At 46.8% G+C, this 14614-nt stretch carries 16 protein-coding genes; 10 read left to right on the plus strand and 6 right to left on the minus strand.

The features are described from left to right. Positions 1 to 5: 5 nt before the first annotated feature. Complete coding sequence (gene cysD, locus TOI97_RS08160; protein ID WP_321553627.1) at positions 6 to 923, minus strand: sulfate adenylyltransferase subunit CysD; 918 nt, start codon at positions 921 to 923, stop codon at positions 6 to 8. A 341-nt stretch (positions 924 to 1264) separates the two neighbouring features. Between cysD and TOI97_RS08165 the strand changes: the two genes are divergently transcribed. Both TOI97_RS08165 and TOI97_RS08170 read left to right on the plus strand, forming a co-directional pair. Beyond that, positions 1265 to 1414, plus strand: coding sequence for a hypothetical protein (locus TOI97_RS08165; protein ID WP_321553628.1), 150 nt, complete (start codon positions 1265 to 1267; stop codon positions 1412 to 1414). A gap of 159 nt (positions 1415 to 1573) precedes the next feature. After that, positions 1574 to 1723 carry a zinc ribbon domain-containing protein gene (locus TOI97_RS08170; protein WP_321553629.1) on the plus strand — a complete coding sequence of 50 codons (150 nt, stop codon included), beginning with the start codon at positions 1574 to 1576 and terminating at the stop codon, positions 1721 to 1723. A gap of 203 nt (positions 1724 to 1926) precedes the next feature. Here the strand turns inward: TOI97_RS08170 and TOI97_RS08175 are convergent, their stop codons facing one another. Continuing rightward, entirely contained in the window at positions 1927 to 2685 is a 759-nt protein-coding gene (locus TOI97_RS08175; protein WP_321553630.1) for a Nif3-like dinuclear metal center hexameric protein, read from the minus strand. Positions 2686 to 2864: 179 nt separating this feature from the next. Here TOI97_RS08175 and algW point away from each other — a divergent pair, with 179 nt between their 5' ends. Continuing rightward, entirely contained in the window at positions 2865 to 4001 is a 1137-nt protein-coding gene (algW, locus tag TOI97_RS08180; RefSeq protein ID WP_321553631.1) for a Do family serine endopeptidase AlgW, read from the plus strand. A gap of 73 nt (positions 4002 to 4074) precedes the next feature. On the opposite strand, the gene TOI97_RS08185 is transcribed toward algW, so the two are convergent. Continuing rightward, complete coding sequence (locus TOI97_RS08185; RefSeq protein WP_321553632.1) at positions 4075 to 4527, minus strand: YhcB family protein; 453 nt, start codon at positions 4525 to 4527, stop codon at positions 4075 to 4077. A gap of 153 nt (positions 4528 to 4680) precedes the next feature. On the opposite strand from TOI97_RS08185, the gene TOI97_RS08190 reads away from it, so the two are divergent. Both TOI97_RS08190 and TOI97_RS08195 read left to right on the plus strand, forming a co-directional pair. Next, on the plus strand, positions 4681 to 5310 hold the full coding sequence (locus tag TOI97_RS08190) for an alpha/beta hydrolase (RefSeq protein ID WP_321553633.1): 630 nt from the start codon (positions 4681 to 4683) through the stop codon (positions 5308 to 5310). 24 nt (positions 5311 to 5334) lie between these two features. Continuing rightward, positions 5335 to 6678 carry a tryptophan--tRNA ligase gene (locus TOI97_RS08195; RefSeq protein ID WP_321553634.1) on the plus strand — a complete coding sequence of 448 codons (1344 nt, stop codon included), beginning with the start codon at positions 5335 to 5337 and terminating at the stop codon, positions 6676 to 6678. 99 nt (positions 6679 to 6777) lie between these two features. Here TOI97_RS08195 and dksA read toward each other — a convergent pair whose 3' ends face one another. The 3 genes from dksA to TOI97_RS08210 form a co-directional block, all read right to left on the minus strand. Further along, on the minus strand, positions 6778 to 7221 hold the full coding sequence (gene dksA / locus TOI97_RS08200) for an RNA polymerase-binding protein DksA (RefSeq protein ID WP_321553635.1): 444 nt from the start codon (positions 7219 to 7221) through the stop codon (positions 6778 to 6780). 176 nt (positions 7222 to 7397) lie between these two features. Then, positions 7398 to 8726 carry a tRNA (N6-isopentenyl adenosine(37)-C2)-methylthiotransferase MiaB gene (gene miaB / locus TOI97_RS08205; protein ID WP_321553636.1) on the minus strand — a complete coding sequence of 443 codons (1329 nt, stop codon included), beginning with the start codon at positions 8724 to 8726 and terminating at the stop codon, positions 7398 to 7400. A gap of 146 nt (positions 8727 to 8872) precedes the next feature. Further along, on the minus strand, positions 8873 to 9370 hold the full coding sequence (locus TOI97_RS08210; protein ID WP_321553637.1) for an RDD family protein: 498 nt from the start codon (positions 9368 to 9370) through the stop codon (positions 8873 to 8875). Positions 9371 to 9601: 231 nt separating this feature from the next. On the opposite strand from TOI97_RS08210, the gene pilV reads away from it, so the two are divergent. Genes pilV through TOI97_RS08235 form a run of 5 tightly spaced genes read left to right on the plus strand, consistent with a single transcriptional unit; the run spans position 9602 to position 14425 of the window. Then, on the plus strand, positions 9602 to 10156 hold the full coding sequence (gene pilV, locus TOI97_RS08215) for a type IV pilus modification protein PilV (RefSeq protein WP_321553638.1): 555 nt from the start codon (positions 9602 to 9604) through the stop codon (positions 10154 to 10156). Next, entirely contained in the window at positions 10126 to 11025 is a 900-nt protein-coding gene (locus tag TOI97_RS08220) for a PilW family protein (protein WP_321553639.1), read from the plus strand. The genes pilV and TOI97_RS08220 overlap by 31 nt, the downstream gene beginning before the upstream one ends. Then, positions 11022 to 11702 carry a PilX N-terminal domain-containing pilus assembly protein gene (locus tag TOI97_RS08225; protein ID WP_321553640.1) on the plus strand — a complete coding sequence of 227 codons (681 nt, stop codon included), beginning with the start codon at positions 11022 to 11024 and terminating at the stop codon, positions 11700 to 11702. The genes TOI97_RS08220 and TOI97_RS08225 overlap by 4 nt, the downstream gene beginning before the upstream one ends. An 11-nt stretch (positions 11703 to 11713) precedes the next feature. Further along, entirely contained in the window at positions 11714 to 13954 is a 2241-nt protein-coding gene (locus TOI97_RS08230) for a pilus assembly protein (RefSeq protein ID WP_321553641.1), read from the plus strand. 45 nt (positions 13955 to 13999) lie between these two features. After that, a complete protein-coding gene (locus TOI97_RS08235; protein ID WP_321553642.1) occupies positions 14000 to 14425 on the plus strand; it encodes a type IV pilin protein in 426 nt (141 codons plus the stop codon). Positions 14426 to 14614: the final 189 nt, after the last annotated feature.

A 14614-nucleotide genomic window follows, 5' to 3' on the forward strand; every position in this document is an offset into this window, starting at 1 on the left:
ATTCCTTAAAAGTAGCCTTGACGTTTCTTTTCTTCCATTGACCCGGCACCATCGTGATCGATGACACGGCCTTGGCGTTCTGAAGTGCGGGTCAGTAACATCTCTTGAATAATTTCTGGCAGTGTTGTGGCAGTGGACTCCACTGCGCCAGTGAGTGGGTAGCAGCCTAAAGTACGGAAGCGCACCATTTTCTTTTCAATACGTGATTTTTCTTCATCCGTTAAGTGTTCGAGGATGCGCTCATCGTCGATTAACACTAGTGTGCCATCGCGCTCAATCACCTCACGTTCAGCGGCGAAATACAACGGTACAATAGGGATGCCTTCTAAATAGATGTATTGCCAAATATCCAACTCGGTCCAGTTGGACAAGGGGAACACACGGATGGACTCGCCTTTGTTTACTTTGCCGTTGTAGATATTCCATAGCTCAGGACGTTGGTTTTTTGGGTCCCAGCGGTGTTTGCTATCACGGAAGGAGTATACCCGCTCTTTTGCTCGGGATTTTTCTTCGTCACGGCGGGCGCCACCAAAAGCAGCATCAAAACCGTACTGATCTAAGGCTTGTTTGAGGCCTTCGGTTTTCATGATGTCAGTGTGTTTAGCGCTACCATGGACAAAAGGGTTGATATCTTGGGCAATGCCGTCTGGGTTGGTGTGTGTTAGTAAGTTCAGGTCAAGATCTTCTACCATTTTGTCGCGAAAGCTGTACATCTCTTGGAATTTCCAGCGGGTATCCACGTGCATCACAGGGAAAGGTAACTTACCCGGATAAAATGCCTTGCGAGCCAAATGCAGCATGACCGCTGAATCTTTACCAATGGAGTAGAGCATGACGGGATTATCGAACTCCGCAGCCACTTCACGAATGATATGGATACTTTCGGCTTCGAGTTGTTTTAAATGGGTTAGCTTATCGGCCATGCTGTGCTCACTTAGATAGGGTGTTGCGCCTGATTGGGCTTAGGGTTGAACAGGATGAGAGGCACTTTATCATGGAGGTTGGTTCTAACGAAGTGCTTATCAAGAACAAAAAGGAATAGATATATATAAAACAGTGGCGTCGAGCGGTTCCCTAGCTCTACGGCTGTTTTCTAGCTACGTCCGTCAGTATGAGGGTTTAACAATTGCTAGCAGAATTCCCCCACCTTTTAGGTGGTGGGATGAATGCGCTCTTGATCTTGCCTTTAGGGGTTTGCATGATGAAATAAGATCAGTCTTAAGGCTAGAGAGAATACAGGCTCTACCCAACGGCAGAACAGCAGGTGTTTTTAGCCAAGCATGAAAAGAAGTTGGCGCGTGAGCAAAAGATTTTAGCTCGCCGCAGGGCGGCGGCTAAGGCCGCCAACCGTAAGCTATCTGAAAGCTGTAACTATCAAAAGCAACGCTTAAAGGTTGCTAAGTTGCATGAGTAAATAGCCAACTGCCGCAAAGACTCCCTGTATAAAACCTCATTCAATCTCATCAAAAACCACGATGTTATTGTTATTGAGGATTTGAACGTTAAAGGCATGGTTAAAAAACAGGCGTTTAGCTAAAGCGATCAGCGACAGCTCATGGTCACAGTTTCCACGATGCTGGCCTACAAAGCAGAGTGGTATGGCAAACAGCTCAGCAAGCTAGACCGATGGTTTCCATCGTTTAAAACCTGCTCAGGCTGCGATCATGTGCTTGGTAAGGGTGAGCTCACCCTAGCCATGCGGCAGTGGCAGTGCCCAACCTAGATCGTGATTATAACGCCAGCATTAACAGCCTCAAGGGAGGGTTATGCTGCTGGATATCAATGACAGAAACCTCGGTGCTAGAGAGTTAGTCGAGTCAATTTGCATAGCCTCTGCTGTGTGCAACGCACCTTAGCAAGGCTGTGTATTACCTAGGAAACCCCACTTCTAAAGTGGCGGATAGTTCATGAGCTAACAAGCACTCATCACACTGGGTTATCACACTCTACATAGTGATGCTCAATAGCAAAGCGCTTTGCTAACCACTCACCTAGTGCTTGTACGCCATAGCGTTCAGTGGCGTGATGGCCGGCGGCAAAGAAACTGATACCGTTTTCTTTGGCTTCATGGAATGTGCGTTCAGATACTTCACCGGTGATATAAGCATCGGCGCCGACGGCAATGGCGTGTTCGATATAGCTTTGGGCGCCCCCTGTGCACCAAGCTACGCGTTTAATCAAGTGTTGGTGGCCAACGACTAAAGGAGCACGATCTAATACTTTTTCAATGTGCGTGGCAAGCTCGGTTGCAGATAAAGGTGGGTTTAACTCGCCTATCAAGCCTACATTGCGTGGGTTATCAGGTTCCAGTGGACCGGTAATAGTCAAACCTAGACGTTGTGCCAGCTGCACGTTATTACCCACTTCAGGGTGAACATCTAAAGGTAAGTGGTAAGCCAAGAGATTAATATCGTGGGCGAGTAGTGCTTTAATACGGCGCTGCTTCATACCTACTATAGGCTGATCTTCACCTTTCCAAAAGTAACCGTGGTGCACTAATAAAGCATCGGCTTGCAATTCGATAGCTGCTTCAATTAAAGCTTGGCTCGCGGTAACGCCGCTGACAATGCGTTTAATCTGCTCTTTACCTTCAACTTGTAGGCCGTTAGGGCAATAGTCACTGATGGCATTGACGTTTAGATAGTCCTCGATTTCTTTAACTAAAACTTGGCGTGAAACGGGCATAATTGTTCCTTAATGTGAATGGCGATACTTTAATGTGTTGGCACATTCTATAATGTGAATTATTCACTCAAACGCTACGACTTTTGCCTGAAGAATATCCACTTCGTAATGGGTATATTCTTTTAGCGGTTTGGTTGTTTAATTTTTATACGTTTAATCTATGGACTCTGGAATACTCTATGCTGCGCTTAGTAAAAAATTACGGGTGGCCATTGCTCGTTGGTTTGTTGGTTGCGTTGTTATTGATCGAACGCTTCCCGCACTGGGTTGGTTTGCCCAGTGCTGACTTTAAGGTTCAGCAAGCGCCTGCTTATGTCAACGCAAACGCGGGTCCAGAGTCTTATGCTAACGCAGTTAATCAAGCATCGCCTGCTGTAGCAAATTTATACACAGCTAAAGTGGTCAGCAACCCTCTACCTCCTTTGTACAATGATCCTGCTTTTAAACGTTTTTATGGAGATAATTTACCACAGCAAAAGCGTATGGAATCAAGCTTGGGTTCGGCTGTATTGATGAGCAAAGAAGGTTACTTGTTGACCAATAATCATGTGATTGCTGGGGCAGACCAGATTATTGTGGCGCTGAAAGATGGGCGGGAAACTTTAGCGCGCGTTATTGGCAGTGATCCTGAGACTGATCTTGCTGTATTAAAAATTGACTTGCCGCGCTTGCCAGCCATTACTTTAGGTCGTTCTGACTTAATCCGTATAGGTGATGTGGTGTTAGCCATAGGTAATCCATTTGGGGTGGGGCAGACTGTCACTATGGGGATCATCAGTGCGACTGGGCGTAATCAATTGGGATTGAATACCTACGAAGATTTTATCCAAACTGATGCAGCAATTAATCCAGGGAACTCTGGTGGGGCTTTGGTTGATGCGCAAGGTAATTTGCTTGGTATCAATACTGCGATTTTTTCACGCACAGGAGGCTCGCAAGGGATTGGTTTTGCCATTCCGGTGAAGTTGGCGTTGGAAGTGATGCGCTCGATTGTTGAGCATGGGCAAGTGGTGAGAGGTTGGCTAGGCTTGGAGGTGCAGTCTTTAACGCCAGAGCTGTCTGAGTCTTTTGGTCTGGTGGGTAGTCCTGGGGTGCTAGTGGCCGGTGTGTTTCGTGATGGCCCTGCCTTTAATGCTGGATTGCAGCCAGGTGATGTGATTTTGAAAATTGCTGATGAAGCGGCTCAAGATGGGCGTACATCGATGAATCAGGTGGCACGTATGCAGCCTGGGGAGACGATTAAATTGGATATTTTACGCAATGGTGAACCCAGTAGTGTGACTGCTACCATCGGGCTACGCCCACCCATGGAGTAGAACCCAGTGTGGCCTGTGGGAAAATAGGTATGAAAAAGGAGCCTTGTGGGCTCCTTTTTTGATCGCACTTAGCTTAGCGTTTTAAGCCGTAACCTTCAGCAAGCATGCTTGGATCGCCATCTTTTTTATTTGCATAATCGCGTGGTGGTTCGGTAGGTGTGCCAAAATAGCTGTCGTCCTGTGGCGCACGGATGCGCTCACGAGATCGAGGCTCGTCATCAACTAAACTTGCCAGTAAGCGCTCACGAGATATTTCATCTAAAGCCAATCGTTCAGCACCTGAGGAGAGATGCTCTTGCACATCTTGGTAGTTTTTGGTGAGTTTTCGAACCAGTGCAGCAGTGGTATTAAAATGTGTCACCACCTCACTTTGATAACTATCGAAGCGCTCTTGGAGTTCATCGAGCTGCTGTTGGGTTTTACCTGGAGCAGCGCGCTTTAGTACGCGTGCTAAAATAAAGCCAATAATAATACCACCCACTAATGTGAGTGCTGGAATTAACCAAACGGAGAGTGACTGTTCCACAAGACTTCCTCTTTAAACGACTTTGTTTTAGGTTAACCACTTATACCTGTTCCGTATAGTATAGAACAGGCTTCTTTATAAAACAGTATCTGCTTTATAGACAGTACTGACTACTAGACGAATTTACCCCCTTAGAGGGGCTGGGAGTCCTTTTTGTTAGCACGTGAAAATCCTGTCATGATTGATGGCCCTGTAGGGCTGCTTCAAGGTTTACACTTGCCGGTTGCTGAGGCACGTGGCATTGCATTAATTTGTCATCCAAACCCGAGTCAAGGTGGCACCATGTTGAATAAAGTGGTGTCTACTTTGCAACGTACAGCCCGCGATAGTGGTTTGTCCACTTTACGTTTTAATTATCGCGGAACCGGACAAAGTGAAGGTGAGCATGATATGGCCAGCGGCGAGGTGGATGATGCACAAGCAGCATTAGCGTGGCTGCAGGCAGAGCATCCGGGGTTGCCTGTTTATCTCTTTGGCTTTTCTTTTGGTGGTTTTGTTGCTGGTAGCTTATCTGGTCGCTTACAACAGGCAGGTGTTGCTGTTGAGCAGCTGTACTTGGTTGCGCCTGCTGTGATGCGTTTGGATGATGAGCATGTATTGGCTAACAATTGTCAGCTGACTGTGATTCAGCCAGAACAAGATGAGATTATTGATCCAGAATTGGTTTATCAATGGTCCGGTGCATTATCACAGCCACATGAGTTGCTAAAAGTGGCAGAATGTGGGCACTTTTTCCATGGCCGATTGGTTGAGCTGAAAGAGTTAGTTGCTGAACGTCTTTAATTTTTTAGTATGAATTGAGTAATTATGACCACCCGAATTTTAACAGGAATTACCACCACAGGTACGCCGCACTTAGGTAATTACGCTGGCGCCATCCGTCCAGCTATTGCGGCAAGTCAAGTTGATAATGTTGAGTCTTTTTATTTTCTTGCTGACTATCATGCATTGATTAAGTGTGATGATCCGGCGCGTATTCAGCGTTCACGTTTAGAAATTGCAGCCACTTGGCTGGCTGGTGGTTTGGATACTGAACGTGCGACCTTTTATCGTCAGTCGGATATTCCAGAAATACCTCAGTTAACTTGGCTGTTGACTTGTGTGGCGGGTAAAGGTCTATTGAACCGAGCACATGCTTATAAAGCTGCTGTGGATCAGAACGAAGCAGCTGGGGCAGACCCTGATGCAGGTGTCACCATGGGGTTGTTCAGCTACCCGGTCTTGATGGCGGCAGATATTTTAATTTTTAATGCCAACAAAGTGCCTGTGGGGCGTGATCAAGTGCAGCACGTCGAAATGGCACGTGATATTGGTCAGCGCTTTAATCACTTGTTTGGTAAGGGGCATGATTTTTTTACTTTGCCAGAAGCCGTGATTGAAGATGACGTGGCTACTTTACCCGGTTTAGATGGTCGTAAAATGTCAAAAAGTTACGACAACACCATTCCGCTTTTTTCTTCGAGTAAAGATCTGAAAAGTGCGATCTCTCGCATTGTGACTGATTCCAAGTTGCCAGGGGAAGCGAAAGATCCTGATAACTCCCATTTGTTTACTTTGTATCAAGCCTTTTCGACTCATGCTGAACAAGCGCAAATGCGTGCTGATCTAGAGGCTGGATTGGCGTGGGGAGAGGCTAAGCAACGTTTATTCACTTTATTAGATGAACAATTGGCTGAACCGCGTGAGCGTTACCATGAATTACTGGCCAAGCCTGAAGAGTTGGAAGATATTTTGCAAGCAGGGGCTGTTAAGGCGCGTCAAGTAGCGACACCTTTTTTGCAGGAGTTGCGTGAGGCTGTTGGCTTACGTAATTTTGCAGTGCAGGGGGCAGACCTTTCTACGAGCAAGAAAAAAGCTAAAAAAGCACGTCGCATTGTTAGCTTTAGAGATGATGAAGGATTCCGTTTCCGTGTTTTGGATGATGAGGGTGGAGACTTACTTTTGTCTAAAGCATTTGCTGATGGTCGCGCTGCGGGTATGGCGTCTAAATATGTGCAAAGTGCTGGCGATGATTTAGATATTCGTCAAGTTGATCAGCAGATCACTGTATGGATGGATAATGAGTGCATTGCTCAAAGTCAGACGCATGATAGTGAAGAGGCGTGTCAGACAGCGGTATTGGATTTACGCATTGCTTTAGCAGCGCAGTAATATTCATTTTGCATTTACAGTATATATCTCTGCTGTAAGTGCAAGAGAGGCAATAAAAAACGGAGCCCTAGGCTCCGTTTTTATATATGCAAGCAGGGGTTACGAACCCATTTGCTTCTCTTTAATTTCTGCTAAGGTCTTGCAGTCAATACACAGTGTGGCTGTCGGGCGGGCTTCGAGTCGACGCAGACCAATCTCTACACCACAGGCATCGCACCAACCATACTCATCTTCTTTGATAAGTTCAATGGTTTCATCAATTTTCTTAATCAGCTTACGTTCACGATCGCGAGTTCTGAGCTCAAGACTGAATTCTTCTTCTTGGCTCGCTCGGTCAGCTGGATCCGGAAAGTTCGCAGCCTCATCTTTCATATGATTAACAGTGCGGTCCACTTCTTCCATGAGCTCTTGTTTCCAGTTGTTCATGATATTAGTGAAGTGAGCGCGCATTTTTTCGCTCATATACTCTTCTCCCTCAGCTTCCTGATAAGGGACGAAAGCACGGATCAATTGGCTGCTTTTATTTTCTGCTTTATTGGGCATATCTTCGCCTCTCAAACACTCAAAATCACTGCGTAATTAGCATTAGTCGATTTGCGACCAAGCCCCTCTACGCTCACAAGCGGGCGAACTTACCAGAAACCTACGCACCACGCTAGCGTTATTTCCATCATGGTGCTGAATATACGGCTAAATTGACTGTCTACTGGCTTAAAGTCTTAATCTACAAGGGTGCCGTGTAAAGTATAGGGTTTAGCTTCCTCAATCTTTACATTAACAAAGTGACCAATCAGTGCCGGGTTATTGCTGCGAAAATATACAACGCGATTATTCTCGTTACGACCTTGCAATAATCCAGGGTCTTTTTTTGCGTAGTCGGTGACCAGTACGCGTTGCACAGTGCCTGCCATACGGCGAGTGTGCGCCATACCTTGTTGTTGTAATCGGTGTTGTAATAAGCCTAAGCGTTGCTTGATGACCTCTTCAGGAGTGTCATCATGCAGTTCAGCGGCTGGGGTGCCGGGGCGAGGACTGTAGATGAATGAGTATGAGAAGTCGAAGTCAACATCAGCGACTAATTGCATGGTTTGCTCAAAGTCTTTTTCCGTTTCGCCAGGAAAGCCAACGATGAAATCGGAGCTGATCAAAATGTCGGGCACTGCTGCTTTCAGCTTACGAATGCGTGACTTGTATTCAAGAGCTGTGTGGTTGCGCTTCATCGCCGCCAAAATACGATCTGAGCCTGATTGCACTGGTAAGTGTAGGTATTTTGCCAGTTTTGGAATGTTGGCATGGGCATCAATCAAAGCGTCAGAAAACTCCAATGGATGTGAGGTCATATAACGGATGCGATCAATGCCATCGATTTCTGCTACTAAGCGAATTAATTCAGCAAAATCAGCGATTTCGCCATGACCCATGTCGCCGCGATAGCCGTTGACATTTTGTCCCAGTAAAGTGACCTCGCGCACACCGTGTTCAGCTAAATGTTGAATTTCCTTTAAGACATCTTGCAGTGGGCGGCTGACTTCTTCGCCGCGGGTGTAAGGTACAACGCAGAAGCTACAGTATTTGCTGCAGCCTTCCATTACTGAAACATAAGCGCTGGGCCCTTCAATGCGAGGCTCGGGCAAACGGTCAAACTTTTCAATTTCAGGGAAAGATACATCAACCTGCGCCTTTCCAGTGCTGCGTGCTGCGTCAATCATTTCTGGTAAACGATGGAGGGTTTGTGGACCAAACACGACATCAACATAAGGTGCGCGTTCACGAATGGCGGCGCCTTCTTGGCTGGCAACACAGCCCCCAACGGTAATTACTAAATTCGGATTGGCATTTTTTAGTGCACGCCAACGGCCCAACTGTGAATAGACTTTGTCTTGTGCTCGTTCGCGAATGGAACAAGTATTAAGAACAATCACGTCCGCATCAGCTGCATCCTCGGTGGTTTCTATGGCCTGGTGTTCGCCCAGTAAATCCACCATACGCGAGCTGTCGTACTCGTTCATTTGGCAGCCGTGGGTTTCGATATATAATTTTTTAGCCATGAGAAAACGCGCCTACAAGTAACAACGATAGCCGCATATTATGGAAGAGGCTGGGCAAGGGCGCAAACCTAATTGCTGATTTGATGATGAATCATTTTAAGTTGCGGGACAATTACGGCTTGAATCAGTATAAGTTTCACGGTTAATCACTTCTTGTGTGTATTTTTCGGTAGCTGTATGACTTGGCTCTCTGAATAAATATCGGACCAAGTGCGCTTTTGTTTATCAAACAACATCCACAAAAAACCTAAGCCTGCAGGTAGCCAAGCAAAAATAGCAATAAAGAAACGCAGCAAGGCTTGCCAAAGGTCAATGGCACTGCCATCTGCGTTTTGCACACGGATACCCCAAACTTGCATACCCAAAGTTTGTCCGTTGTGAGTCCAGAACTTGGCAAAAAAAGCAAACACTGAGAATAACAAGAGGGTGGACAGTACCGGGTCAATATCCAACATTTGGCTATCTGCTAGCTGTTGTAAAACTTCAGAGCCATAAATCATGCGCAAAATGCCCTGTTGATAAATCAAGGTGACAACCATCATCAAAGCAACGCAGAGCATAAAGTCATAAAAGATAGCGGCCATGCGCTTCCAGAAGCCGGCTTTAGGGAAGTCGCCTGTAGGTTGTAGTGTTCGCTTAGACATAACCAGTGGGTACCAAGAACTTAGAGAGAGTGTATTGTAACCGTAGCTTGCTTGAGGTGCGAACCTATTACTGGATGAAGTGGATTTGCTAGTTGTAAATAGCTGTCTAAACTGATGTGCAAGCGCATGCAATGGGTGTTGTAACTCTATTTTTAGTTTTAACAATTGCTAGCAGAATTACCCCACTTCTAAAGTGGCGGGTAGTTCATTAGAGACTCAAAGGAGTGAGTGGTGAAACACAGTCAGGGATTTAGCCTTATTGAGGTTCTGCTTACTATTGCCCTAGTAAGCTCAAGTTTATTGGGTATGCTGAAGTTGCAAAGTATCAGTATTCAATATACCCAGGCAGCAGTACAGCGTAATGCTGCTATGAATTTAGCTTATGAGTTGGTTGAGATCATGCGTGCTCACCGTCATGAGCTTTTACGCCGCTCGACCACTCCGTCTGAGGCGGTCAGTTTGTTGGCATCTACAGTGGTGTATCAGGCTAATGGGCGACTTAAAGTGAGTGGGGCTGGGTGTGCTGCACAGACCTTAGCGCAAAGCTTAAGTGAGCAGTTAGAATGCTGGTTTGAAAAAGTGAAAACTTACCTGCCCGGTGCCTCTGAACTACGAGATTTTTTTGTTGTTTGCCCCAGTTATAAGTTGGATGCTGATGCTCGCCCAGTGTGCGCAGACTCGAGTTATCGCGGCGTGAATTTAGGGATACAGCTGGCTTGGCGCAGTCAGAACTCTCTATGTGGGGAGTCTGATATGTGCATTTATACGACGCAGGTAGCGTTGTAACGATGTTGAATCTAAGCGCTCAACGGGGGGTATCCATGGTAGAGCTCTTGGTTGCTTTAGCGCTAAGCAGTTTTTTGATGCTAGGTCTGACCCAAGTCTATCTGGCGGGTAAGCGCAGTGACTTGTTTCGTCAAGCCCAAGCAGCGCATTTAGAAAATAGTCGCTTTGCTATCATGCTACTCAATGAGTTGCTCAGTAAGGCAGGCTATCGGCATTCACCAGCACAAAGTATCGATGTGGCATTTCCGAAAAACACCACGGCACTGGCGGCACATTGTGCTGAGTTTTCTGCTGGGGCTGTGATCACTAAGTTGAAATCTGTAGAGGGTGGACAGACAGGTTTTTGTTTGCGCTACCAACCGGCCATTGATGGTGAATTGATGTGTGATGGTAACCGCGCTGTACTTAGCAGCAAGGCACCGCTGCAGCCCGCTCAGCCGAATGAGATGATTTATGTTGCGGTAAAGTTTATTCCGCAGTCTTCAGTGCTGGAGCAGGGGGCATTGTATTGCATCACGCAACGCACATCGGCACAGCTCATGGAGGGTATTGCAGATATGCGTATTGAGTTTGCTGTGGGGGATTTGCAGAGCATCGCTGGAACACAAGGGCAAGAGAGAAAACTTAGGGAAAGTAACCCTTTTGTTCCTGCAAACACTTGGAATCACGAAGGCGTTGTGTTGGGTGTGCGCTATTCGCTTTTGCTAGCCAGCGCACCCTTTGTACGGGATGGTGCTGAAGTGCCTGGGTTGCAGCAGTGGTTAGCGCAAGCAGATGCCAATGCAGCTCAGCGATTGGTGGAGAGCGATCACAGGCGGACTTATCAACAGGTCAGTAGTTTGCAAACATTAAGGAATCGGCTGCCATGAATTGTGTGCTCAGTATGCGCCAACAACGGGCATCTGTATTGGTGGTGGCGTTATTGATGCTACTTGTTGTATCGATGTTGGCGATCAGTCATATGCAAGGGGTAGCTCTTGAATCTCGCATCACTGCTCGGCGCGTCAACAGTGAGCAGTTATTTAATTTGGCGGAAGCTGCACTGCGTGAAGCGGAACAGCGTTTGCAAGTTTTTTCTGGGAATGCGCAAGGGTTATCGGCAGAGCGCTCCAACTGTACTAAAAGCAACAGATTCAGCGCGAGCTTGCACGCTCCATTATGTGTATTAGAGCCAATGAATGATCAGCAGTTGTCGCGCTTTAAGCACAACCCTATTCAGTTTTTACAAGAGCAGACGGAGCACTACGACGCCGTTACTGCTGAGCAAATTAGTGCGGCCAGTGAGCAGGCTCATTTGGCTTGGATGCCTTATCGTGGGGTTGACCCTAATCCGAGCCATGACTTCCAGGCTGCAGAGGGCTTAGCTGCTTTTTGGAATATTTATTTGCTCAATTCCAACACTACGGAAAGGCAGACTTTGAACCCTGAATATGGTGCAGCATTAACTGGAAAAGGCACTTATTATTTTTTGGTCACTGGGCAGGCCAATGATCAAGTGGCTATTCAATCAACTGTAGCTGTGAGCTATTTGGGGTTAGATCACTGAGGGGGCAGCTGATGAAAGGTTACGTTAAAGTTGCTCAGGGTTGCAGTCTGTTTTTATGGGCCGCTTATATTGCTATACCCAGTGCTAGTGCTGATGTCGGATATCATTGGCTAACAAAACGTAGTGATGAATTCACCTCATTTTTCACATCGGGGCGTACTGCATCGAATGTTGAGGAGGCGCGGCCAGTGCTGGTTGCCAAGCAAGTTGATGCAGTGCAAGAGCAGAGTTTTGTTCCTTTATTTACAGGCATTCAGTGCAGCCAAGGCCAGGAGATTATTTCTGGGAGCAGTGCGATGAGGGAGACCTCAGGTGCTACCTCTCATACTGATCTTTACCAGAGCAGTTTTAATATTGGCGCAGGCTGGCTTGGTGAACTGCGTAAAATAAGTAAAAGGCGCTTGGGGCTCAGTGAACAACGCACTTTAGTATGGAGTGCCAGTCAGCAGTTGCCTGAGCACAGTGCTCGCAACATCCTGATTGCAGGGAGTAGCGCTCCTCGCTTACAAGCATTTAGCGTACACAATGCTGGTTTAGAGACGCATCCACATAGTCTAGCGTTTCACCTCAGTTACAATCCAGAACCTGGGGTGCAGCAAGCTACTTGGCAGCAGCGTTTAGCGTATATTCGTGGCGATCAATCTTATGAAGGGGCGGCCTCAGGCCAGTTGAGATCACGTAGCGGTATGTTGGGTGATTTTATGAATTCACAACCTGTACTTGTGGCAGGGGCACGCTATCTTCCAGGCTTCGCTAATCGTTTAGAAGGCAGTAGTGCGTATACTGATTTTGCACAAAACATGCAGGAAAGGTCTGAAATGCTATATATCGGCAGTAATGGCGGTATGTTACATGGCTTTGATAGTCGAACTGGTGTTGAACGCTTTGCATTTATTCCTACAGGGGTTTTTCCCACACTCAGTCAGCTAACAGCTCAGAGTTATGCGCACCGTTATTATGTCGATGGTACTCCTGTAGTAGCAGATGTTTATGATGGTCACCGCTGGCGTACGATTTTAGTAGGCACTTTGGCTGCGGGTGGTAAAGGGTTGTTTGCTTTAGATATTACAGATCCGATGCAGATTAAATTGTTATGGGAAATGGATGAGCAGGCGCCGCAATTACAGCAGAGTAAAGTGAAGTTGGGTTATAGCTTTGCTCGGCCCAGTATTGCTCGATTGCATCATGGTCGTTGGGCTGTAGTCGTTGGTAATGGGTATTATGCGGCAGGATCAGAAACCGGAGCAGCAGCGCTTTATATTATCGATGCATTGCAAGGGACGCTGATTAAAAGTTTGCAAGTGCAGAGTCCGAGTCGGAGTGCGAATGGCTTGTCTACGGCCCGTTTAGCGGACTATAACGCCGATGGTGTGGCCGATTATGCCTATGCCGGTGACTTACAGGGTAATTTGTGGCGGTTTGATTTGTTGGGTGATGGAGCGCAGCCTGCTGCTTCCATGTCAGGATTGATGAACTTTGGCAGTAAAAATGGTAGTGCAAATAATTTCAAAGTGTCTTATGGCGGACAGCCTCTATTTCGGGCCGAAACAGCTCATGGATCAAGGCCGCAGGCCATCACTGCAGCTCCATCGATAATACGGCACCCTAGTGGGATGGGTTATGTGGTGGTGTTTGGTACGGGTCGCTATATCAGTCAGAGTGACCATATAGACTCGAGTGTAGTTAACACGGTTTATGGGGTGTGGGACCTGAATACACAGGCTGAACCTGGTGGCTTGGGGAATGTGGATCGCGGTCAATTGCAAGAGCAAAAACTTAGTCGCTCAATGCAAAATAAGTCAGGTAAAACTCGTGTTTTGAGCTTGCATCCAGTGGAGTGGTACAAAGACTTTGATACCGATAATGCTGTAAAACAGCGGGGCTGGTGGTTTGATTTAAGCAGCGGTGAGAGGGTGGTAAGTCCTATGCAAAATGTAGGCTCCATGCTGTTATTGCAAACATTAGTACCTAGTGATGATCCTTGCGCTAGTGCGGCAACAGGTTGGTTGTATGCTATTGACCCGGTAACGGGCGGGCGCATGCAACATCATGTATTTGTTGAGCCTGAGTCAGTAGGTGAGGCCGAACCCAAAGAAGTGGTGTCGGCTATTGAGTTTGCCGGAACTGCACAGTTAACACTGGTAGCCAACGAGAATGGCATTAGGGTGCATGCAGCTGATGAGGACGCTTTGGTCCAGTTGCCGCCGACAGCACAGGGGCGGCAAACCTGGCGGAGAGCCATACACGAGTGAGTATTGAGGCTGTCACTGAGTCTTATTTAAGGAGCGTAAGGTTGGATGATAAGTATAAATAAAGGTTTTAGCTTAATTGAATTGATGTGGGTGCTAGCTATTGTTGGCATTATGCTCGGACTGGTATATCCACGTTATGATGCTTACTTAAAAAGAGGCTATCGCAGTGAGGGGCAGGCATTTTTAATTGAGGTAGCTGCACGGCAAGAACGTTATTTTGCGCAAAATAATCACTATTTCATACCTGAGCAAAGTAATGGTGATCTTAGGGCTTTAGGGTTGTTTGAGATCGCTCAGTCAGCAACGAAAAAATACCGCTTAGAGATCACCCAAGAAGCAGCTGATGGTGGATTTACCTTAATGGCATGGCCACAATTCACTGACCTTCAATGTGGGGCTTTAAGCCTGAATGGTTTGGGAATTAAAGGGCATAACGGGCTTGAGGAGGGGGTTGCAGGTTGCTGGCGCTAAGTACAGCATTGCGTTGCTCCGAGCCTGTGTTGGTTGTCAAAATCGCGTAAGACCTCGTACTTTGGAGTGAACCCCTAAAGTTGGACTAAACTTTCAACTGGAAGGGTTCACAATGAAAAGACCGAAACACACCAAAGCTTTTAAAATAAACGCGGTACGAAAATACCTTAAAGGGCATTTAAGTAGTGC

This window comes from Denitrificimonas halotolerans, assembly GCF_034259425.1.
GTDB lineage: Bacteria > Pseudomonadota > Gammaproteobacteria > Pseudomonadales > Pseudomonadaceae > Denitrificimonas > Denitrificimonas halotolerans.